Source organism: Nitrosopumilus sp. b3 (assembly GCF_014078525.1).
Classification (GTDB): domain Archaea; phylum Thermoproteota; class Nitrososphaeria; order Nitrososphaerales; family Nitrosopumilaceae; genus Nitrosopumilus.
Window position 1 is genome coordinate 106,877 of record NZ_MU078695.1, and the last position, 18,571, is coordinate 125,447.

The window sequence follows — 18,571 nt, forward strand, 5'->3', positions numbered from 1 at the left end:
GTATGAATTGTAATAGATGTCACCATACTGATGAAGCACATTCTCCAAATGAAAATAGTAATTCCATAATCAAAGCAGGCAAATGTCAAATTCCCACATGCACATGTCAGCAATACTTGGATCCAATTCAAGAAATTGATGAAGATTTATTGTAACAATTCATATAGTAAAATCAATTTACAATATTCATGGACAAACATAAGCCATCAGATGAAATGATTAAAGAATTAGACAACCTGTTATCAAAAATTAATGCAATGGAAATTGTTGCATCAGATGATTTTCAAAAAAATTCAATTAAAATAATGAGGGCATTAGTTGAAGGACAAATGCATTCCATTAATGAATTTCAACATTTGAAAAAAGCAATTGATTTGTTAACACTGCAATTGTTTGATGTACAAAACAAAGTTAAGAGTTAAGTTTTGTATCACTCAAGCCACAGCTGGTACATCGATAAACAGTAGATTTTTCAAGAATTTGCTCTGCTTTCATTTCAGACCCACAGCACAGACAAAGAATTTTTTGTGAATTCTCTTTTGGTTCTTCAGATGTTCTAACAGAATAAGTAGGCTCAGGTTTTGGATCATTTTCAGAATTACATGGGGGTTTGTATCTTGAAAGTATTTTATTGTAAACACTTAGCCTGTGATCTTTACTTGATTCAAACATAGGCAATATTGCAAGATAGAGTGATTTTTCAGAGCCTGATTTTTCTACCCAACATTTGAAATTTTCGTGCTGTACAAAAAATGACTTGTCATCAGTCATCTCACAGTCACCAATATAGAGAATATTGAATTTGTCTTGATCTTTTGAGAGGATAAGATATACCAGTTTTTCCATCGGCGGTCCCCACTCATCAAGTGGAATAGGACCTAGAAACTCATACTGGAGAATTTGAATGCTCAATGTAGAATGTTTTCAGTACTGTCTTTTCTTTTTTTCCTAAAAAACACACTAGTTCTAAGAATTTGATCGCAAAATCTTAACTTGAAAAGATTAAATTCAAGAGTTTTTGTTTTTTAGTAAATGAAAGACCCTCACAATTATGCCCAAGTTGGTTATGCAATGATTGCTGTTTCAGCAAGTCTTGCAGTGATAGGTCTTTTGGCATTATTTTTGGGAGCAGATGTACTTTTTTCAGATAACATCCAAAGGCACAACACACAGCATTTCAATGAATGTAAATTGAATGATTTTGTACCAGAGGATTGTGTAAAATATAGAGATAGAATTAACAATGAAATATCAGGAATTTATGTAGACCCAGAAAAGTGGGAGTAATTTAATAACCATTCGTGAAATCTTCCAACATATTTTGATTTTTTGTTAGTTTATTCATTGCATAAAATGCTCCACCAACTATTCCTGCTTGATAAAAGGTATACAAGAAAACTCCAGAGGAAGTTGGATCAGATTTTGTGAAACTCAAAACAAGTATCGTCATAAACACAAAAGTTCCAACAAAGGTCACCAGTCTATTCAAGAATCCAGAGTTCATTCCAACAATTCGTTTAGTTGCAGATGCCATCAATGTTATACTTGTAATAATTAGGAATGTCGCACCCCCGTTTGCAGTTACAAATTCATTAACCCAGGGCAAAAGTCCATCATCTAAAATTGAGACCTCAGGCATCACACTTCCACCATTTATTGCAAAGTTTACAGCACTAAACATGCCACCTATAACAAAAAAGAACAAGAATATTTTTACAACGGATCTTTTAAAGGCACTACGAATTTCGGAAGGACGTACAGCTCGTTCTGTAATTCTCACACCATAAAGAAATCCAATTGCCATGGCAGGAAGAAACATGATATTAATCAAAATTGGGGATTCCTTATTGAGAGATTCAATTTGCGGATGGAAAATTAAAAACAAGAGAATTGCCAGAGATGCGGAAGATACAAACAATATCAAACCCAGATATTTGTGGCTGTGTGACTCATAAGTCGCATCCCATTCGTACATTTTATCAAATCTTGGGAATGTAATTAAAGAACAAATCGAAAAATCATTTGGTCAAATTATCAATTCTCTTTACCCTTTTTAGGACTAAAAATTTAGATATTTTGTGAAAAAGGGAATTTTAGCCATTATAGTAGGAGTGATTATCGGAGTGCTTGGAATTATTTTTCACCTCCAAGGGCATTCAGTAGTAGGGCCTCAATCATCATTCATGTATTCAAATCCCGATTGGGTAACGTATGGTATTCAAATTGCGATTATCGGATTAATTGTAATAGGAGCAGGAATTATAGCAATTATATTCAAAAAAGACTAGTTTGTGACACGTAATGTAATTGTGCTTCTGATTTTTTGGAATTTTCTTATTTTGTTTGTAATTACCTCATTCATTTGTGCAGGAGTATCTGTGACAAATTCTGCTACAACATCATAGCTGCCATATGTGATTAGACAATTTTTTACCTCTGGAATTTGTTGTAGTTGATCGGAAAGGGATTGTTCTTCTCCGATTTCACAACTAATTAGCATGTATGCTTTTTCCATCTAAATCAAATTTTGTTAAAAAAACACCAACTTAAAGACATCTAAAAATATTAGTCTAAAAATGATCTCAGAAGCCTGCCACAATAGGATCCGTAGGTTTCATTATCTCCCTTAACAAAATTGTTGCAAACATACCTCTCGATAGAGAAAATTCTACAGTATTTTCTTGTGAAGCGCAATCAAAGCAATGAATTGCAGCCTGTCTAAAGCCTCCTTCACTACTTACTTCTTGCATCTCTTTGATGAAGAAATCTTTAGGTGTGATCTCTTCTAGCTTCAGTATTTTTGAAATTTGATAATCAAATCTTGTTTTTTTGTAATATGAATACCCAACAAAAGGTAGTGCCAATCGTTGATCCAAACCACGTACATATTTTCCAATTATGCCATTAAAATCAAAGCAAACATCACTTGATTGAGCCTCAAAAAGATTTTCACCATCCGCAAAAGCTGAACTTAGAGATTGATTAAAAATAAAAGACTGGTAAGCCTGAATATAAAATCGTCTCAATGATAAAGGAATAGCTCGTATCGCACGAATGTATTCGTTATGTTCAATCATTTCTTTTAGAACAATTCGCTCAATATCCATTTGAATTGGAACATGATCAAAATATTTTGCATAATTTTCTTTATCTGAAAGCTTTTCACGAATCTCAGAATTTTCTTTTGAATCATATACAGATGTAAAAGATAAGATAAGATCTACGGCTTTTTTAAAATCTCGCTGTAAAATAGCCTTGCCAATTAGATGAGTAACAGGTCTTTTTGATCCAAAGCGTTGATAACCATAAAAATTCAAGACTTTATCATATTCTTTAAAATCAGATAAATTATCAGAACATTCAGAAATTTGAATTTTAAAGTGATTGCCGATCATATCTTTTTTTGACAATGGTTTTTTTACATAACCAATATTTTCCAGAGAGTATTTTTCAGTTGAAAAATTTTCCAGGGCTTTTCCTTTATTTCCAGAGCAAACAAATTGTTCAGTGATTGCAGATGCATCCTTTAATCCAAGTGATTTTAATCTAATGCCTTTTTTTCTAAAAATACTTGATAATGCATGATTAGTATCAATTTTTTTCTTTTTTAGTTTGTATACAGCATATCCTTCTTGATGATTTAGGGAGTTTTGTATTTTCTCTGAGATTATTTCACTGACGTTAAAATCTTCAGGAGATAGTCTAATTTTTCCACCAATTCCAGGAAAAGTTGTACTATAAACAGAAATTCCTATTTGTGAATCTAGATTTGGTATCACTCTATTGTCACTGTAACAAATTTGCTTACTGCTACATCAGTAGATTGTGCACCAAGTAAAATTTTGTAAGTTCCAGGAACTGCATCTTCGGATGCACTAATAGAAGTATGAATTGGGCGTGGTGCATCAGAATCTAATTGGAATGTGTTAGGAGAGTTATTTTCAAGTTCAACATTTAGAAAATCATGAGTGGTAGACATTACTAATGAAACTCCCACCAAATCATTTTGAGACAAAGGGGATACAATAAAATTGAAATGCTTTGAATCACCAGGTGTTAATTTAATTGAATTAGATTCAAATTGAATTTCAAGAGGTAGTGGAACAGAAGTGTCAACTACGCCAATATTATTTTCAACCCACTCGGTAAACCAGATTTTTTCACCATCTATTGTAAAATCAAAGATTTGAGCCAAACCACAATCAGCTAACATCAAACCAGTTCCAGGATCACAGTCACCCCAATTTGGATTTTTAGACGGAACATGATATTCTACAAGAGTTTGGGATTTTGGATCCATTACAGAAATGTTGTTTGCAGTTTGTGCATTAAAGACAATTCTATTTTGTTCATCGGTCTCCATCCAATAGGGTCTGGATATGGGAGTTTTGACAATTCCTGTTTGGTTTCCATATGTACTAGGTAATGGATCAGCTGTAACATATTGTATAAATTCTTCAGTAACAGGATCAAAATTAAAAAAGTATGACGTAGTGGTATCTGCCAACCAGATGGTTCCATCATCAGTAACTACTGAGCCATTTGGAGTAAGTAGTTCTGGAGGTAATTGATATATTTCAATAAAATCAAGTAAGGGAAGATAGTTTTCACCAGAATTTGAAACAGAATTAAAATATGCATTTTGATCAAATTTTACTAAAACACCCCCTTGTTGAAACAACCAATTTGTAAACCAAACATTATCATCCGCATCAACTGCAAAATCAGCAGTTACAGAATCATCTACAGGAGAAGGAATACTTAGATAATTAACATCTTCTTCTGATTGATTTGGATCTAAGAATGTGATTTTATTTCCAGTAAAATCATTCACTATAATTTGAGAGCCATGAATTTGGAGTTTTTGAGGTAATGAATCTCCTTCAGATGGATATGATAGTCTACTATACTCTTCATCAATAGTTGAAAACTTCCAAACAGAATCATAAGTTTCATCAGTATACCAAACAGTTCCATCAGGTGCGTAATCAATTCCCCACATCATTGAGCGTCCACCTGGTGGCCATGAAGGGTTTTCATATTCAATAAATGTTTCAGTGATAGGATCAAATTTTGCCAAATTACCAGTATTAGTTTCAGTGAACCAAATATTTCCATCATAATCAGATACAATAGCTAAAGGATTAGTACACAATGTAGGAATAGAATATTCTTGAATGAAAGTAGTAGATTTTGCAGTACTTGAACCACAAAACTGAGCACGTTGATCATCAGGAAAGTTATCTGCAGGAGTACCAGTAACAGTCATTTCAGATTCATCACTAGGTGGCATAATTCCTGGAAGTGTAATCATGATAGTTGACGATAACAGAATAAATCCAAAAAACACTGTAACCATTACTGCTTTTTTCTTCATGTCTTTAAAAAAATCAAGCCTCGTTATATCTTATTCCAAGTATGTTAAAGTAATTTTAGATCAGCAGTAATTTTATCAATCAAATTTTCAGGAGCAGGTCCAATTGAAATACACGTAGTTGTCCCAGGTGCAATCTGAGTATGTCCAGCATCAGTTACTTCAGACCAAGGAAGATTCAAATCTATAGCATGTCTTTTTACTTCTTGTAGTTCTTTAATTCCAGATACTTTGACTACAACCTTTTCTTGACCTCCCCACCATTCTTGATACCATTCAGGATGAGATTTTCTCACATGCTCTGCACCAAGTACACAAGCATGTCCTACTTGTGCAGCAATCTTCCCTTTACCCATTTTGAGATCAGTTCTTACAACAATTACCTGTTTAATGTAACCCATAAACTAATCAAATACAGGCTTAATGAAAAACTTTTGAATTAAATAATTGACAAAGAAACGAATTATGTGTACTTTGATGTAGTTGTTGCTGGTGGAAGTGTTGCAGGATTATTATGTGCAAGAGAAATTGCTTCTAAAGGGTTTTCAGTTCTTGTTATTGAAGAAGATTATGAAATTGGCACTCCGGAACATTGTGGGGGCCTAGTCAGCATTGCAGGCTTGGAAGAACTAGGAATCATTCCATTTAGAAAAACATTTGAACATATGATAGATTCAGCTGAAATCACATCACCTAATGGGAATAGTTTCACAATTAATTCCAAAAATCAAAAGGTAGTTGAGATCAGTAGAAGAGAATTAGACAAGCAAGTTGCTTTTCAAGCTCAAAAGAATGGTGCAGTAATCAAAGTTAGGACAAGTTTTCAGGAAATTACAGACACAGGGATTAGAACAAATGAAGAAAAGATTGATTGTAAAATTTTAGTTGATGCAAGAGGAGTTTCATCTCTAATTCATAAAGATAGAACTGGCATTTTATCATCAGCCCAATACGAAATTTATTCAAATTGGATCAAGAAAGGAAAAGTCGAAGTATTTTTTGATCAAGAAAAATATCCTGGATTTTTTGGATGGGTGATTCCATCAGGAGAAGGTAAGGGAAAAGTTGGAGTTGCAGGAAGAGGAATCAATGTCGCTGAAGCATTGGATAAGATTCTAGAGGAGAGAAAAGAATTTTCAGTTATCAGGAAAATTTTTGCTCCAATTTGGATTAAGGGCCCAATTGAGAATTTTGTTGAAGGGAAAACAGTAATTGTAGGAGATGCAGCAGGTCAGGCAAAACCAACAACAGCTGGAGGTATTTTTACTAGTGGGATAGGAGGAGTTTATGCAGGTCAAGCTATTTCAAAATTTTTAGAAACAAATGACAAATCAGAACTATATGAATATCAAAAAAAATGGATGAATAGGTTTGGTAAAGAATTTGAAAAACAATCTATTGCAAGAAAAATTTTGGAGAGATTAGACAACAATACAATCAACAAATTATTTGAGTCAATTACACCTGAGATCACAAAAGAAATTTCAGAAAAAGATGATTTTGATTTTCATACTGGCTCAATTATAAAATTACTTGGAATAAAAGGTTCATTAAAAACTGCTCAAACCCTAATAGGCGGAGAAATTAAAAAATTATTGAGTTAAACCGTGCTCAATTTCTAAGCAAGGTATAAATGATGTTTACAGAAAAATTGGGAATATGTCGTCTACGATTTCATTACCAACATGTAGTTGTTGTAACAGACCGATTATGCCTAATGATAAATGTGTAAAATTTAATTGTCCTGATTGCGGTGCAGATTTAATTTGGAGATGTCAAAGTTGCAGAGAAGCAGCAAGAAACTATACTTGTTCTTCTTGTAACGTTCAAGGACCTTAGAAAATGACTCAATTACTATTAATCACAAAAATTCTTCCAGATGGAACAGAGATAGATCTTGACAAGTTAGCAGAAACCATCAAAAGTTCACTAAAAGAAGGAATTACTATGAAAAGACATGCAAAAGAGCCATTGGCTTTTGGGTTAGAATTTCTAAAAGCAGAATTTGTTTTAGAAGATCAAGAAGGACAAATGGATTCACTAGAAGACGCAATTAGATCTGTTGAAGGCGTTAGTGAATTTGAAGTGCTCAATATGAGTCGAATGTCAGTCGACATGAAATAGGAGATTTTTTGGCCCGCAAAGAAGAACCTTTGCAAATGAGAATCGGAGAAGCAAAACAAAGAGACGTAGGCAAAAAACGTGCTCGAATTGGTCCCGAAGCTATGGATTTTCTCAGAGTCACCCCAGGAGATATTATTGAAGTGATGGGTTCAAGAACAAGTTGTGCAGTTGTTTGGCCAGTAGATGAAGATGAAAAATTCCCAGACATCATAAGGATTGATGGTCAAACAAGAAAAAATGTTGGAGGTTCGCTAAATGATTTTGTAAAAATTAGAAAAGTGACATCAAAATTTGCAAAAGCAGTTTCACTTACACCAGTTAATGATTCAGTAACAGTAGACAAAGAATTTACTGATTTTGTAAAGAATAGATTAAAGGGATTGCCAATTACACATGGAGATGAAATCTCCGTTATGATTTTAGGAAATTCTATGGACTTTAAAATTACAAAGACCAGTCCAAAAGGTGTTGTAAAGATTGATCGTAGTACAAACCTATCCATTTCAACTGAATCTACAGTTGATAGAAAAGTACGGGTTACATATGAAGAAGTTGGCGGCCTAAGAAACGAAGTCAAAGCAATGAGAGAGATTGTAGAACTTCCATTAAAACATCCAGAATTATTTACAAGGTTAGGAATAGAGCCTCATAGTGGAATTTTGCTTTATGGACCACCAGGATGTGGAAAAACATTACTAGCAAAAGTAATGGCAAGTGAGTCAGAGGCCAATATGTTTTCAATTAATGGTCCAGAAATTATGAACAAGTATTATGGCGAAACAGAAGCAAAGTTAAGAGAGATTTTCAAAGAAGCAAAAGACAATTCACCTAGCATAATTTTCATAGACGAAATTGATGCAATTGCACCAAAAAGAGAAGAGGCATATGGTGATGTGGAGAAAAGAGTTGTTGCACAATTATTAGCATTAATGGATGGACTTACAGATAGAGGAAACGTCATTGTACTTGGTGCAACAAATAGACCAGATAGTGTAGACCCTGCACTTAGAAGACCAGGCAGATTCGATAGAGAATTTGAAATCTCAGTTCCAAACGAAGATGGAAGGTTTGAGATTCTGGAAATTCACACTAGAGGAATGCCAATAAGTAACGATATTGATTTGAAAGATTTGTCATCAGAATTGCATGGGTATACAGGTGCGGACATCAAATCATTATGTAGGGAGGCTGCCCTAAAATCAATCAGAAGGTATCTTCCAGAAATAGATCTTGAAACAGAAAAAATCCCATCTGAAGTATTACAATCTATGGAGATTAAACTAGTTGATTTTTACGATGCCATGCACGAAGTGGTCCCTACTGCAATGAGGGAATTTTATGTTGAGAGACCAAAAGTATGGTGGCATGATGTAGGAGGATTAGATGAAATCAAAAAAGCATTAACGGATAATCTAATCATTGCAATGAAAGAGCCAAGTAAATTTACAAAGATGGGAATTAGACCTCCAAAAGGAGCTTTGATTTATGGACCACCAGGATGTGGAAAAACATTGCTTGGAAGAGCACTTGCAACAGAAACTGGAGCAAACATGATTTTAGTAAGAGGTCCCGAGATTCTTTCAAAATGGATGGGTGAATCGGAAAAAGCAATTAGAGAAATTTTCAGAAAAGCAAAAGCATCATCACCATGTGTTGTAATTTTTGACGAGTTAGATTCATTGGCACGATTCAAATCAGGAGAAGGTGGAGTAGGTGAAACTATTCTTAGTCAACTACTAACAGAGATTGAAGAAGGTATTTCTTCAAGGGTGGTAGTAATTGGAATTACTAATAGACCAGATGTTTTAGATAATTCTTTGTTAAGAACAGGTAGATTAGATTTAGTCCTATATGTTGAGCCACCAGATGAAAAAGGACGATTAGAGATTATCAAAATATTAACAAAAAAGATGCCTTTGACAAATGATGTGAAGTTACAAGAGATTGCAGTTGCCACTCAAAACTATACTGGTGCAGATTTAGCTGCACTTTGTAGAGAAGCTGCAGTTCTTGCAATGAGAGAGAAATCAACAAAAATTTCCAGTCAACATTTTGCAAATAGTCTAAAACAGATTAGGCCATCAATTACAAAAGAAGTTGATCAGTGGTATAATACTGTGAAGGAAAGTATATCTAACGTAGTACCAAAGACAGGAGATAAATCATTTTACGGATAAAAATGGCAATTCCACTACGAAATACAATATACGACAAGGTAAAAGAAGTAGGATCCCTAACAGATGTTGAGCTTTATAGAAGCCTCACTAGCGATGGATTAATCATTCCAGAAGACAAATACAATAAACTACTTTTAGATTTAGAGATTCTGGGACTAATTTCTGTTTCATGGATAACAAAAGATGAACGCAGAATAGAAGCAATTGTAATTAAGGAAGAAATAGACAGTGTTGAGGAACAAAATAAAGAAATGATGGAAAAAGACTACGAAGCTAGTTTTCCGGGTTTTAAGAAATAATTATCAGAATAAAGGAATATGAAATGCTGCATCTAATGCAACTGCTACAAAGATAATCGTAAGATATGGTGCAGTTACTTTGTATGCCTTCCAAGCAAAGTCAGATGTAGGATTCTTTGTAAGTTTATAGTGATAGACAAGCATCAAACCGCCAGAAACAATTGCAATAATTGTGTAAACAAGCCCCATTCCATCAGGAATTATTGAAAGTATCAAAGAGTATGGAATTAAAATTAAAGTATTTCCTAAAATGAACTTTGATGTTTTTTGCATTCCAATTACAACAGGAAGCATAGGAACTTGAGCTTGTGCATATTCGTCTTTAATTTTCATGGCAAGACACCAAAAGTGAGATGGAGTCCAAACAAATACTAAAAAGCCAACTAAGAAGCCTAACAAATCCATGCTGCCAGTAGCAGCTGCCCATCCAGCCCAAGCTGCTGCACTACCTGCAATACCACCAATAACAATGTTAGATGTATTTCTACGTTTGAGCCAAACTGTATAGATTATCACATATGAAAATATTCCAACTGCAATAAAGAATGCAGATACTGCGTTTAATGCTAAATATCCATAGATTACAGAAATACAGCTTACAACAACCCCATAAATCAAAACATTGGATGCTTTCATTCGGCCTGAAGGAATTGGTCTAGTACTTGTTCGTGTCATTTTTGGATCAATATCTTTATCATAATAGTGATTTAGTGCACTAGAACCTGCTGATGCCAAAGCACCGGCAATAATTATGTGCAAATATGACCAATAACTAAGATCAGGAGCCCCTGGAACTAGTTTACTTGCAGCATACATGGATGTAACTGCAGTTATTACTAAAAGTACAACAATTCTGGGTTTTGATATCTCCAGTATTTCATTAAATCCCAATTGACTCTATCCTCTCTCAAAGCCATTTAATTTCTTCGTCTAGGTGATCTACATATTTCAAAAGGAATAAGTATCTCAGCTCTATCAGCTATCTTAAATGAGTAATTGGGACCTCATGATGCCTGGAATGGGACTAACAGCTATAGGATTAGCTGGTCTTACATTGTCTTATGCAGGTATTGCACATACTTTCATCGATGGAATGCACGCTTTGACAGGTCTTACCATGTTTGTAGGATTGATTTTCTTAGCTGCAGGTATCTTAGATGGAGGTGTTTCAACGAGTAATAGAGCCAAAGCAACGACTTTGGTAATTATATCCATTGCATTAGGATTTGGAATGTTTGCATTAACTATGAATTCTTCAGACTATGTAATCACTATTGCAGGAATCTTAATGGCAATAGCATTCCCAGCAATCATCATTGCTTATCTTGCAATGAAGCATCCAACAATTGTAAAACCAGTCGGTTCAATTGTTGGAATGGCAGCAGCTACTGGAATAATAATGTGGGTTGCATTTGGATTTGTCAGTCCTGATACATACATGATACCACAACAAGCTGGAGTGGAGGAACCAGTTGAAGAAGTTGCACCTACTGGACCAATATTTGCAATTGAAATTTTAGAAGGCTCAGCTGAAGAAGGAGCACCAGATTATGAACCAGATAGAGCAATAGTTCAACAAGGACACATAGTAGAATGGACTAACGTAGACTCTGTTGCACATACTGTAACTAGTTCAGTAGACTTTGGAGAAACATTTGATTCTAGTTTGATTAGTGCAGGTGAAGTCTATACATTAGATACAAGTGATTTAGAAATTGGTGAATATGAATACATGTGTATTGTACATCCATGGATGGTTGCAACATTAGTAATTGAAGCACCAAAAGAACCAACTAAAGTTATAATTCCAGAAGGAGCTGCAATACCAGAAGAAGGCCAGATATATTATGATCCGGAAGTAATCGACATCTCAGTTGGAACTACAGTAGTTTGGGAAAATGTAGATAATACAATGCATACTGCAACTTCAGGTAATCCTGAAACAGGTGCAGATGGAGTATTTGATTCAGACATATTATCCACGGGAGATTCGTATGAGTTTACATTTGTAGACGCAGGAAGTTACGACTATTATTGTATTTTACATCCATGGATGATTGGAACAGTCAACGTAGAATAGATTTGCAGAAAATTATTTTATCAGAAACTGATAAAAAAATTCTATCAGAATATTCAGAAAATCAGAAACCAAACGAATCATGTGCAATTTTATTTGGTAAAAATAATTTAGTTTCAGACGTCTTCCTAACAGAAAATATTGAAGAGTCTCCAGTGAATTTTACAATCTCAAATGATCAATTAATTGAAGGGTACAAGATTGCAGAGCAAAAAGGGCTTGAGGTAATCGGAATATTTCACTCACATCCAGATTCAGATGCATTTCCATCAAACACAGACAAAAAATTCATGGAAAGTAATCCAGTTGTATGGATAATTTATTCAGGTATCAATAAAAATTTTAGAGCGTTTGTACTTGAATCAGAAATATTAGAAATTCCAATCGAATAGGACTATTTCAAGCTAAATGTAGCCCGCTCAGTGTCAATATCATTTAGAATGGATTTATCAGGTGAAATGATTTTTCCAATCACATTTACGGGCGAAGCTGGTGTAATCTCTCCAGGCTTGCCTATAGGAGTAGGTCCATAAAACAAGCATATTGCTTTTCCAGTTGGCCAATAGGCAACATCATTTAGTTCTACAGGAGACTTTGCATTCTCTTCGGGTTGAGATATAGGAGATTTTGACGTATAGATTTCATCACCCCAAACATTAAGATCAACTGTAAATGGTAAATTTTTGATAAAATCATTGACAGTTTTTGGAGAATTTCTATCATCTAATTCTAAAAGTATGTTTGAAGAGTTTGGAATTGTAATTTCAACGGTATATTTCATGAATTCTGATGATCTTTGAATTAAATATCCCTTTTTTTAATTACAAATATGGAAATTCACGTATACGACACTTATGTCAAAGCAGCAGATGGTCATACCATGCATTTTGATGTAATTACTGGTGAAAAAGATCACGACAAAGCCATCACATATGGTAAAGAGTGGTTAGAATCAATCGGTGAAGGACAAGCAGAGATGACTACAAATGAATGTCAATTCTGCCATTCACAAGGTGCACCAGAACCTGTAGAGCAGGCAATTAAGGAAAAAGGCTACTTTATCCAAAAGATGGAAGGCTGTCCTTAAACATTTTTTTCATTTTTCTACAAGACTTTTTTAGATTAGTTGTTTAACAATCATCATGTCTGAACACAAATATTCAAAATGGACAGTAGAAGGAGACAAGAAAACAAAATGGATTTGCGGATGTTTCCAGACAGCTGACAACTATTTCAAATTCTGCGACACCCATAATTCAACATTACAAAAAGCAATTCAAGCTCAAATTGATGAGTTAGATATGACACTTATTGTAGAAGACTAGATTGCAAGAATTGCAACAAATGCAGATACAAAGACAATTGCAATTGTGTTTAATAATTTAATCACAGTGTTTAGTGCAGGTCCAGCAGTATCTTTGTATGGATCACCGATGATATCTCCAACTACTGCGACTTTGTGAACCTCAGAGCCTTTCTCACCGTTCATCTCAACTAGTTTCTTAGCATTATCCCATGCACCACCAGTGTTTGCCAAGTGGTATGCTAGTAAAATTCCAGTTACAACTGCACCCATTAGTAATCCGGCAACTGCAGTTGGGCCTAAGAGAATACCCAAAATTATTGGTGCTAGTATTGCAACAATTGCTGGTTTCCAAAGTTCTTTAATTGATGCAACAGTTGCAATGTCTACACATTTTGCATAATCAGGCTTTGATGTTCCTTTAAGGATTCCAGAATCTGCTTTGAATTGTCGTCTTACTTCATCTACCATTTTTCCTGCAGCCCTTGACACACCATTGATTAATTGGCCTGTAATGATAAATGGAATCAGTCCACCAATGAGCAATCCAACAATAATTGCTGGATTAGTTAAACTGTAATCTAATTCTAAAACACCTTCAAAGATGTGTGCTGCTTCAAATTGGAATGCTTGAATCATTGCCAAGGCAGCTAATGCAGCACTGGCAATAGCAAATCCCTTTGTAACTGCCTTTGTTGTATTTCCTACTGCATCAATTTCATCAGTTACCTTACGATTTTCTTCTCCCATTCCAGTCATTTCAACAATTCCACCTGCGTTATCTGCAATAGGACCAAATGCATCAATACTAAGGACAATTCCCGCAAGACTCAACATAGCCATTGCAGTTAGAGAAGTTCCAAAGATCCCATAAAGTATTGGGTCAGTTCCTTCAGGAGCTGCTGATGAAGCAATAGAATATGAAATTATAATTGCAACAACTAGGGCAATCATAAATGGTCCTGTTGATTGCATGCCTTTGATAATTCCCATTAATGTTAATGATGCATAACCCCACTTTGCAGAATCTGCAATTTCTTTTACTGGGCCTTTTTTATAACTAGTATAGTTGTCTGTGATTTTCTGAATTACTGGAACAAGTATTACTCCAATAACTGTAGTTCCAAACAAAGCATATCCTGCTGCAGATTGTTCAATGAATTGTGTGATAAATACATAGTTTAATCCAATTGCAATTGCAGCTGAAACATAAAATGAACGATTCAACGGCTTCATCACATCAGTTACTCCTTTTGAGCCAACAATTACAACACCAATGATTGATGCAATCATTCCAGATGAGCCAATAAGAATTGGATAAAGGAAGTAATTTGGAGCGCCAATTAATGCTGCAATAAGTAATGCTGCAAGTATTGTAACAATGTATGATTCATAAACATCAGAACCCATTCCTGCTGCATCACCAACATTGTCACCAACGTTGTCGGCAATAGTTGCAGGGTTTCTAGGATCATCTTCAGGAATATTAGCCTCCACTTTTCCTACCAAGTCTGCACCCATGTCTGCAGCTTTTGTGAAAATTCCACCGCCAATTCTAATGAATAATGCAATTAAACTGGCTCCAATTCCTACACCTGCAATTGTGATTGGATCTGGATAAATGACATAAAGACCAGTAATTGCAACCAAGGCCATCGCAGGAACTGCAAGACCTACTGTTGCACCTCCTCTAAAGGCCATAGCAAAGGTCTTTCCTAATCCACTGCTACTAAGATTTGCAGCTCTTACTGCTGCTTTTACTGTAATTTTTAATGAGATAATTCCTGCAACGGCAGACAATGCTGCACCAACTGCAAATGCCAATCCATTTGACGGAGTCAAAAATACTGCAATAATCAAGGATAATGCAATAGCTACTGGGACAATAATCATCATCTCTCTTTTTAGAAATGCAGCAGCCCCTTCTTTGACTGCATTTGAGATATCCATCATTTCTTTTGTCCCTGCAGGTTGCTTTGTAATCCAAGCAACCAATCCACCTGCAACTAAAAATGATGCAATACCTGCGATAAAAGGCAGAATTTCAGCAATTTCCATGTTATACTCAGCTTGCCTAAGTATTGGAAATATAAATCAAATAGCAGAGATCTTACTTCTTTTTCTGTATGGCAAAAATGTTTTTCCTCGAAGCCCTTGTCTTACCAATTTGTTGAATCTTTTTCCATGGGCAAGATATGGGAATCGCATATGGATTAATTCGTGGACTATAGTATTTTCAAGCGTTTTTTCATCTGGGATTTTTCTTACGTTGATGAATACTAGATTATGTTGAAGGTAAGATACCCCATAGTACTTGTATGCAGATGTGCGTCTGCCCTCAGTCATTTCTTTTGGAGCATCAAGCACCTCTTTTGTAGATAGTAAAATACGAGGTTCCGAAATTGAAAAACGATTAGAATAGATGCCAATTTTTTCTAATATTTGCAGTCTTAAATCAGGATCAAGTTTCACATCTCTTTCTCAAACAATCTGGGTTTATCTTGAAATGTCAATTCTTGTGAGAGATTTGGTGTATTTTCATTCTTTAAAAATATGAATTAATAGGGTCAGAAGGTTTAGTAGAGTAATCATCAATCATACAGCCACCGTCTCATCACACCCCAATTATTCCATTAAATCAAGTATTGACTGTGCTTTATTTCTAATTTCTGGAGTAATGCTTACAATTACTAGTCCTTCATTTGGTTGACCATACAAAACAATTGCATTATCAGGTGCATGAATACATACTGGAAGTACCAAAAGATCTTCTTCGCCTAAAACAAACAGTCTCACGGGAGGTTCCATAGTAAAGGCATTTTTAATCACATCAATACTTTGAGAAGTTATTTCTGCTGGAGGATTTTTAACAGTTAGTTCAGTGGCATTTGCAAGTTTTGGCGGATCTTTTTTTTCTCGTTTTTCCTTCCCGTCAATAATTTGCAAGGACGGAATAAGACCAAATTCAATCATCTTTTTTGTTGTTCGGTCACCAACAGTGATGATATAGGAATTTGGCAAAAGATGTTTTTGAATATTTTTTTTATCAGCTTGGCTTTCAGGTAAAAGCAACCCTAAAGGGATTTTCAATTGTTCTCTTAAAGAATCAGGTAACTTCACATTAATCGTGACTAACTAGTACTTGGTTCCGGAGCAGATTCTTCACTAGTACTTTCAGATGCCATTTCATCTTGCAGTTTTGATGCAAGAATACTGCATTGAGCTGCAATATTTTTTGCACTCTTTCTAAAAGCTTCTGCACTTGGAGAATCAGGATTTGTAATCATAATTGGTTTGCCCAAATCAGAACCTTCCATAATTCCAGAATTTAATGGAATTTCTCCCAAGAAAGGCATGTTAAACTGCTCACTAATTTTTTTTGCACCCCCCTCACCAAAGATGTAATGCTTGTCATCACAGTTTGGACAGATAAAGTGACTCATGTTTTCAACAACACCAATAATTGGAACATTAAGTTTTTCAAACATAGATACAGCTTTTACTGCTACATTACTAGCAACATCCTGTGGAGTTGTTACAACAAGGATTCCAGTAATAGGTATTGTTTGAGCAAGTGTAAGTGGAATATCACCTGTTCCAGGTGGAAGATCTACTATAAGATAATCTAAATCAGACCAATTAGTATCAACTAAGAACTGTTTTAAAATTCCAGAAATAATTGGTCCACGGTAAATTGCCGCTTGATTAGATTGATCTGCAAAGAAACCAAAGGACACAACTTTTAGTCCATTAAAATCTGCAGGTTGAAGTTTATTTTCTTCTACTTCCATGAAACCATCTTTCATTCCCAACATTAACGGAATGCTAGGACCATAGATATCAGCATCAAGTAAGCCAACTTTAGCTCCTGATTCAGATAATGCCAATGCTAAATTTAATGAGACAGTTGATTTTCCAACTCCGCCCTTACCACTTGCAACACCGATAATGTTTTTGACAGATGCCATTCCAGTATCAGCATCAAGTGAACGGCCCTCCATTACTTTTGCAGTTACTTTCAAATCAAAATTTTTTAATTCAGAAATTTCGCCAATTGCTTTTCTTACATCATCTTCAATTTCGACATTGAAAGGGCATGCAGGGGTTGTTAATTCTAAAGTAAATTTCAGATCACCGTCATTTAGTTCCAAGTCTTTGATCATGCCCATTGAAACAATGTCTTTTTTCAAATCAGGATCAATGACAGTACTCAGTTTTTCAAGAACTTGATCTATTCCAACCATTGCGTAAAAATCATGTCTACATTATTTAAACATAAGTCAGACATGAAAAAAAATTGTCATTTTTTTGAAAAATTAACAAAATCTTTAGAAAATTATGACTAAATCACCCAAAGATTCATAAATTGAAATTCAAGAAAAAAACTCAGTTGTTTTCTATATCTACCCTAGTTGATGTTGTCAGGATTCCTCCCAGCTTGTTTGGAACTACACTCAAAAAGGCAGCAGTAAACATTCTCAAGGAAAAGTACGAGAGTATGATTAATGCAGATTTAGGATATATCATCATGATTTTAGATGCAAAAGTTGACGAAATGGGAAAAATGATTGCAGGAGATGGCGGTACATTCCATAGAGTTCAGTTTGAAGCATTAACATTTTATCCAAAACTACAGGAAATTGTTCAAGGTGAAATTGTAGACATTACAGACTTTGGAGCATTTGTAAGAATTGGTCCAACTGATGCATTACTTCACCTGTCACAAGTTATGGATGATTATCTTAAGAGCGATGTAAAGTCTGGAATGATCTTAGCTAATCAAAGTGGAAGAACATTAAAAGTCGGATCTACACTTCGTGCAAGGATTACTGCAGTATCATTAGGAAAAGCTGCTGCAATGGGCAAGATTGGAATTACATGTAGACAACCATTCCTTGGAGCAGATGACTGGATTGCAGAAGAGATCAAAAAATCCACAGGGGATTCAGATAAACCTGCAAAAGAAGCTGAAGTAGAGGCAAGTTAAGATGGCACGAGAAATGGCATGCCGTAAATGTAAGTTTGTTACAACAGGTAAAGTTTGTCCAGGTTGCAAGTCATCAGATTTGACACCGGACTGGAGTGGAATTGTTCTAGTAGTTGATCCTACAAATTCAGAGATTTCAAAAACTCTAGGAATTACACAAAAAGGCAAGTATGCAATCAAAGTAACATAGAAAATTTCTAAATCTTTAAAATCACAGTAATATTTTAACA

27 protein-coding genes are annotated in these 18,571 nt (G+C 34.9%); 15 read left to right on the forward strand and 12 right to left on the reverse strand.

What is annotated here, in order from left to right; genetic code table 11:
• Positions 1-2 precede the first annotated feature (2 nt).
• On the forward strand, positions 3-155 hold the full coding sequence (locus tag C6990_RS05790; RefSeq protein WP_182129362.1) for a hypothetical protein: 153 nt from the start codon (positions 3-5) through the stop codon (positions 153-155).
• Positions 156-188: 33 nt separating this feature from the next.
• The gene (locus C6990_RS05795; protein WP_182129364.1) at positions 189-422 is read left to right on the forward strand and encodes a hypothetical protein; all 234 of its coding nucleotides are present in this window, start codon (positions 189-191) and stop codon (positions 420-422) included.
• Here the strand turns inward: C6990_RS05795 and C6990_RS05800 are convergent.
• Positions 412-912 (reverse strand): hypothetical protein, encoded by a 501-nt coding sequence (locus C6990_RS05800; RefSeq protein WP_182129366.1) that lies wholly within the window; start codon positions 910-912, stop codon positions 412-414. The two genes, C6990_RS05795 and C6990_RS05800, sit on opposite strands and share 11 nt — an antisense overlap.
• 120 nt (positions 913-1,032) lie before the next feature.
• Between C6990_RS05800 and C6990_RS05805 the strand changes: the two genes are divergently transcribed.
• On the forward strand, positions 1,033-1,287 hold the full coding sequence (locus C6990_RS05805; protein ID WP_182129368.1) for a hypothetical protein: 255 nt from the start codon (positions 1,033-1,035) through the stop codon (positions 1,285-1,287).
• 1 nt (position 1,288) lies between these two features.
• On the opposite strand, the gene C6990_RS05810 is transcribed toward C6990_RS05805, so the two are convergent.
• Positions 1,289-1,819: a hypothetical protein gene (locus C6990_RS05810; protein ID WP_255465260.1), complete on the reverse strand. Its 531-nt coding sequence runs from the start codon at positions 1,817-1,819 to the stop codon at positions 1,289-1,291.
• 259 nt (positions 1,820-2,078) lie between these two features.
• On the opposite strand from C6990_RS05810, the gene C6990_RS05815 reads away from it, so the two are divergent.
• Entirely contained in the window at positions 2,079-2,288 is a 210-nt protein-coding gene (locus C6990_RS05815) for a hypothetical protein (RefSeq protein ID WP_182129372.1), read from the forward strand.
• On the opposite strand, the gene C6990_RS05820 is transcribed toward C6990_RS05815, so the two are convergent.
• From C6990_RS05820 to pth2, 4 genes are all read right to left on the reverse strand, one after another.
• A complete protein-coding gene (locus C6990_RS05820) occupies positions 2,285-2,515 on the reverse strand; it encodes an Lrp/AsnC ligand binding domain-containing protein (protein WP_182129374.1) in 231 nt (76 codons plus the stop codon). The two genes, C6990_RS05815 and C6990_RS05820, sit on opposite strands and share 4 nt — an antisense overlap.
• A 67-nt stretch (positions 2,516-2,582) precedes the next feature.
• On the reverse strand, positions 2,583-3,779 hold the full coding sequence (gene truD, locus C6990_RS05825) for a tRNA pseudouridine(13) synthase TruD (protein WP_182129376.1): 1,197 nt from the start codon (positions 3,777-3,779) through the stop codon (positions 2,583-2,585).
• Positions 3,776-5,377, reverse strand: a complete 1,602-nt coding sequence (locus C6990_RS05830) for a Vgb family protein (protein ID WP_182129379.1) — start codon at positions 5,375-5,377, stop codon at positions 3,776-3,778. The genes truD and C6990_RS05830 overlap by 4 nt, the downstream gene beginning before the upstream one ends.
• A gap of 44 nt (positions 5,378-5,421) precedes the next feature.
• Positions 5,422-5,775 (reverse strand): peptidyl-tRNA hydrolase Pth2, encoded by a 354-nt coding sequence (gene pth2, locus C6990_RS05835; protein WP_182129381.1) that lies wholly within the window; start codon positions 5,773-5,775, stop codon positions 5,422-5,424.
• Between the two features lie 66 nt (positions 5,776-5,841).
• Between pth2 and C6990_RS05840 the strand changes: the two genes are divergently transcribed.
• Genes C6990_RS05840 through C6990_RS05860 form a run of 5 tightly spaced genes read left to right on the forward strand, consistent with a single transcriptional unit; the run spans position 5,842 to position 9,974 of the window.
• Entirely contained in the window at positions 5,842-6,978 is a 1,137-nt protein-coding gene (locus C6990_RS05840; protein WP_182129383.1) for an NAD(P)/FAD-dependent oxidoreductase, read from the forward strand.
• Between the two features lie 55 nt (positions 6,979-7,033).
• Positions 7,034-7,213: a zinc finger domain-containing protein gene (locus C6990_RS05845; RefSeq protein ID WP_182129385.1), complete on the forward strand. Its 180-nt coding sequence runs from the start codon at positions 7,034-7,036 to the stop codon at positions 7,211-7,213.
• Between the two features lie 3 nt (positions 7,214-7,216).
• Positions 7,217-7,498, forward strand: coding sequence for an elongation factor 1-beta (locus C6990_RS05850; protein WP_182129387.1), 282 nt, complete (start codon positions 7,217-7,219; stop codon positions 7,496-7,498).
• Positions 7,499-7,506: 8 nt separating this feature from the next.
• A complete protein-coding gene (locus tag C6990_RS05855; RefSeq protein WP_182129389.1) occupies positions 7,507-9,675 on the forward strand; it encodes a CDC48 family AAA ATPase in 2,169 nt (722 codons plus the stop codon).
• Positions 9,676-9,677: 2 nt separating this feature from the next.
• Positions 9,678-9,974 carry a hypothetical protein gene (locus C6990_RS05860; RefSeq protein WP_182129391.1) on the forward strand — a complete coding sequence of 99 codons (297 nt, stop codon included), beginning with the start codon at positions 9,678-9,680 and terminating at the stop codon, positions 9,972-9,974.
• Between the two features lie 3 nt (positions 9,975-9,977).
• On the opposite strand, the gene C6990_RS05865 is transcribed toward C6990_RS05860, so the two are convergent.
• Complete coding sequence (locus C6990_RS05865; protein WP_182129393.1) at positions 9,978-10,865, reverse strand: heme o synthase; 888 nt, start codon at positions 10,863-10,865, stop codon at positions 9,978-9,980.
• Positions 10,866-10,962: 97 nt separating this feature from the next.
• Here C6990_RS05865 and C6990_RS05870 point away from each other — a divergent pair, with 97 nt between their 5' ends.
• Positions 10,963-12,054, forward strand: coding sequence for a cupredoxin domain-containing protein (locus C6990_RS05870; protein WP_182129395.1), 1,092 nt, complete (start codon positions 10,963-10,965; stop codon positions 12,052-12,054).
• Between the two features lie 2 nt (positions 12,055-12,056).
• Complete coding sequence (locus C6990_RS05875; RefSeq protein ID WP_182129397.1) at positions 12,057-12,443, forward strand: M67 family metallopeptidase; 387 nt, start codon at positions 12,057-12,059, stop codon at positions 12,441-12,443.
• Between the two features lie 2 nt (positions 12,444-12,445).
• Here the strand turns inward: C6990_RS05875 and C6990_RS05880 are convergent, their stop codons facing one another.
• A complete protein-coding gene (locus C6990_RS05880) occupies positions 12,446-12,832 on the reverse strand; it encodes a cyclophilin-like fold protein (protein ID WP_182129399.1) in 387 nt (128 codons plus the stop codon).
• A gap of 48 nt (positions 12,833-12,880) precedes the next feature.
• On the opposite strand from C6990_RS05880, the gene C6990_RS05885 reads away from it, so the two are divergent.
• Both C6990_RS05885 and C6990_RS05890 read left to right on the forward strand, forming a co-directional pair.
• Positions 12,881-13,138, forward strand: a complete 258-nt coding sequence (locus C6990_RS05885) for a DUF2024 family protein (RefSeq protein ID WP_109876710.1) — start codon at positions 12,881-12,883, stop codon at positions 13,136-13,138.
• Between the two features lie 55 nt (positions 13,139-13,193).
• On the forward strand, positions 13,194-13,376 hold the full coding sequence (locus C6990_RS05890) for a hypothetical protein (RefSeq protein WP_182129401.1): 183 nt from the start codon (positions 13,194-13,196) through the stop codon (positions 13,374-13,376).
• Here C6990_RS05890 and C6990_RS05895 read toward each other — a convergent pair.
• The 4 genes from C6990_RS05895 to C6990_RS05910 form a co-directional block, all read right to left on the reverse strand.
• Complete coding sequence (locus C6990_RS05895) at positions 13,373-15,412, reverse strand: sodium-translocating pyrophosphatase (RefSeq protein WP_182129403.1); 2,040 nt, start codon at positions 15,410-15,412, stop codon at positions 13,373-13,375. The genes C6990_RS05890 and C6990_RS05895 overlap by 4 nt on opposite strands.
• Positions 15,413-15,448: 36 nt before the next feature.
• Positions 15,449-15,826 (reverse strand): hypothetical protein, encoded by a 378-nt coding sequence (locus tag C6990_RS05900; RefSeq protein WP_182129405.1) that lies wholly within the window; start codon positions 15,824-15,826, stop codon positions 15,449-15,451.
• 153 nt (positions 15,827-15,979) lie between these two features.
• Complete coding sequence (locus C6990_RS05905; protein ID WP_220463375.1) at positions 15,980-16,444, reverse strand: GTP-dependent dephospho-CoA kinase family protein; 465 nt, start codon at positions 16,442-16,444, stop codon at positions 15,980-15,982.
• A gap of 41 nt (positions 16,445-16,485) precedes the next feature.
• Complete coding sequence (locus tag C6990_RS05910) at positions 16,486-17,598, reverse strand: Mrp/NBP35 family ATP-binding protein (RefSeq protein ID WP_182129409.1); 1,113 nt, start codon at positions 17,596-17,598, stop codon at positions 16,486-16,488.
• Between the two features lie 122 nt (positions 17,599-17,720).
• On the opposite strand from C6990_RS05910, the gene C6990_RS05915 reads away from it, so the two are divergent.
• Together C6990_RS05915 and spt4 are read left to right on the forward strand one after the other, a co-directional pair.
• Positions 17,721-18,341 (forward strand): DNA-directed RNA polymerase, encoded by a 621-nt coding sequence (locus C6990_RS05915; RefSeq protein ID WP_255465265.1) that lies wholly within the window; start codon positions 17,721-17,723, stop codon positions 18,339-18,341.
• 1 nt (position 18,342) lies between these two features.
• Positions 18,343-18,531: a transcription elongation factor subunit Spt4 gene (gene spt4 / locus C6990_RS05920; protein WP_109876714.1), complete on the forward strand. Its 189-nt coding sequence runs from the start codon at positions 18,343-18,345 to the stop codon at positions 18,529-18,531.
• Positions 18,532-18,571 lie beyond the last annotated feature (40 nt).

Bases quoted from the DNA above. Each gene is read 5' to 3' on its own strand.
- C6990_RS05885 (WP_109876710.1), top strand. From the start codon at position 12,881: ATGGAAATTCACGTATACGACACTTATGTCAAAGCAGCAGATGGTCAT.
- C6990_RS05805 (WP_182129368.1), top strand. From the start codon at position 1,033: ATGAAAGACCCTCACAATTATGCCCAAGTTGGTTATGCAATGATTGCT.
- C6990_RS05850 (WP_182129387.1), top strand. From the start codon at position 7,217: ATGACTCAATTACTATTAATCACAAAAATTCTTCCAGATGGAACAGAG.
- spt4 (WP_109876714.1), top strand. From the start codon at position 18,343: ATGGCACGAGAAATGGCATGCCGTAAATGTAAGTTTGTTACAACAGGT.
- C6990_RS05810 (WP_255465260.1), bottom strand. From the start codon at position 1,819: ATGTTTCTTCCTGCCATGGCAATTGGATTTCTTTATGGTGTGAGAATT.
- C6990_RS05795 (WP_182129364.1), top strand. From the start codon at position 189: ATGGACAAACATAAGCCATCAGATGAAATGATTAAAGAATTAGACAAC.
- C6990_RS05845 (WP_182129385.1), top strand. From the start codon at position 7,034: ATGTCGTCTACGATTTCATTACCAACATGTAGTTGTTGTAACAGACCG.
- C6990_RS05870 (WP_182129395.1), top strand. From the start codon at position 10,963: ATGAGTAATTGGGACCTCATGATGCCTGGAATGGGACTAACAGCTATA.
- pth2 (WP_182129381.1), bottom strand. From the start codon at position 5,775: ATGGGTTACATTAAACAGGTAATTGTTGTAAGAACTGATCTCAAAATG.
- C6990_RS05790 (WP_182129362.1), top strand. From the start codon at position 3: ATGAATTGTAATAGATGTCACCATACTGATGAAGCACATTCTCCAAAT.
- C6990_RS05890 (WP_182129401.1), top strand. From the start codon at position 13,194: ATGTCTGAACACAAATATTCAAAATGGACAGTAGAAGGAGACAAGAAA.
- C6990_RS05830 (WP_182129379.1), bottom strand. From the start codon at position 5,377: ATGAAGAAAAAAGCAGTAATGGTTACAGTGTTTTTTGGATTTATTCTG.
- C6990_RS05820 (WP_182129374.1), bottom strand. From the start codon at position 2,515: ATGGAAAAAGCATACATGCTAATTAGTTGTGAAATCGGAGAAGAACAA.
- C6990_RS05880 (WP_182129399.1), bottom strand. From the start codon at position 12,832: ATGAAATATACCGTTGAAATTACAATTCCAAACTCTTCAAACATACTT.
- C6990_RS05895 (WP_182129403.1), bottom strand. From the start codon at position 15,412: ATGGAAATTGCTGAAATTCTGCCTTTTATCGCAGGTATTGCATCATTT.
- C6990_RS05910 (WP_182129409.1), bottom strand. From the start codon at position 17,598: ATGGTTGGAATAGATCAAGTTCTTGAAAAACTGAGTACTGTCATTGAT.
- C6990_RS05860 (WP_182129391.1), top strand. From the start codon at position 9,678: ATGGCAATTCCACTACGAAATACAATATACGACAAGGTAAAAGAAGTA.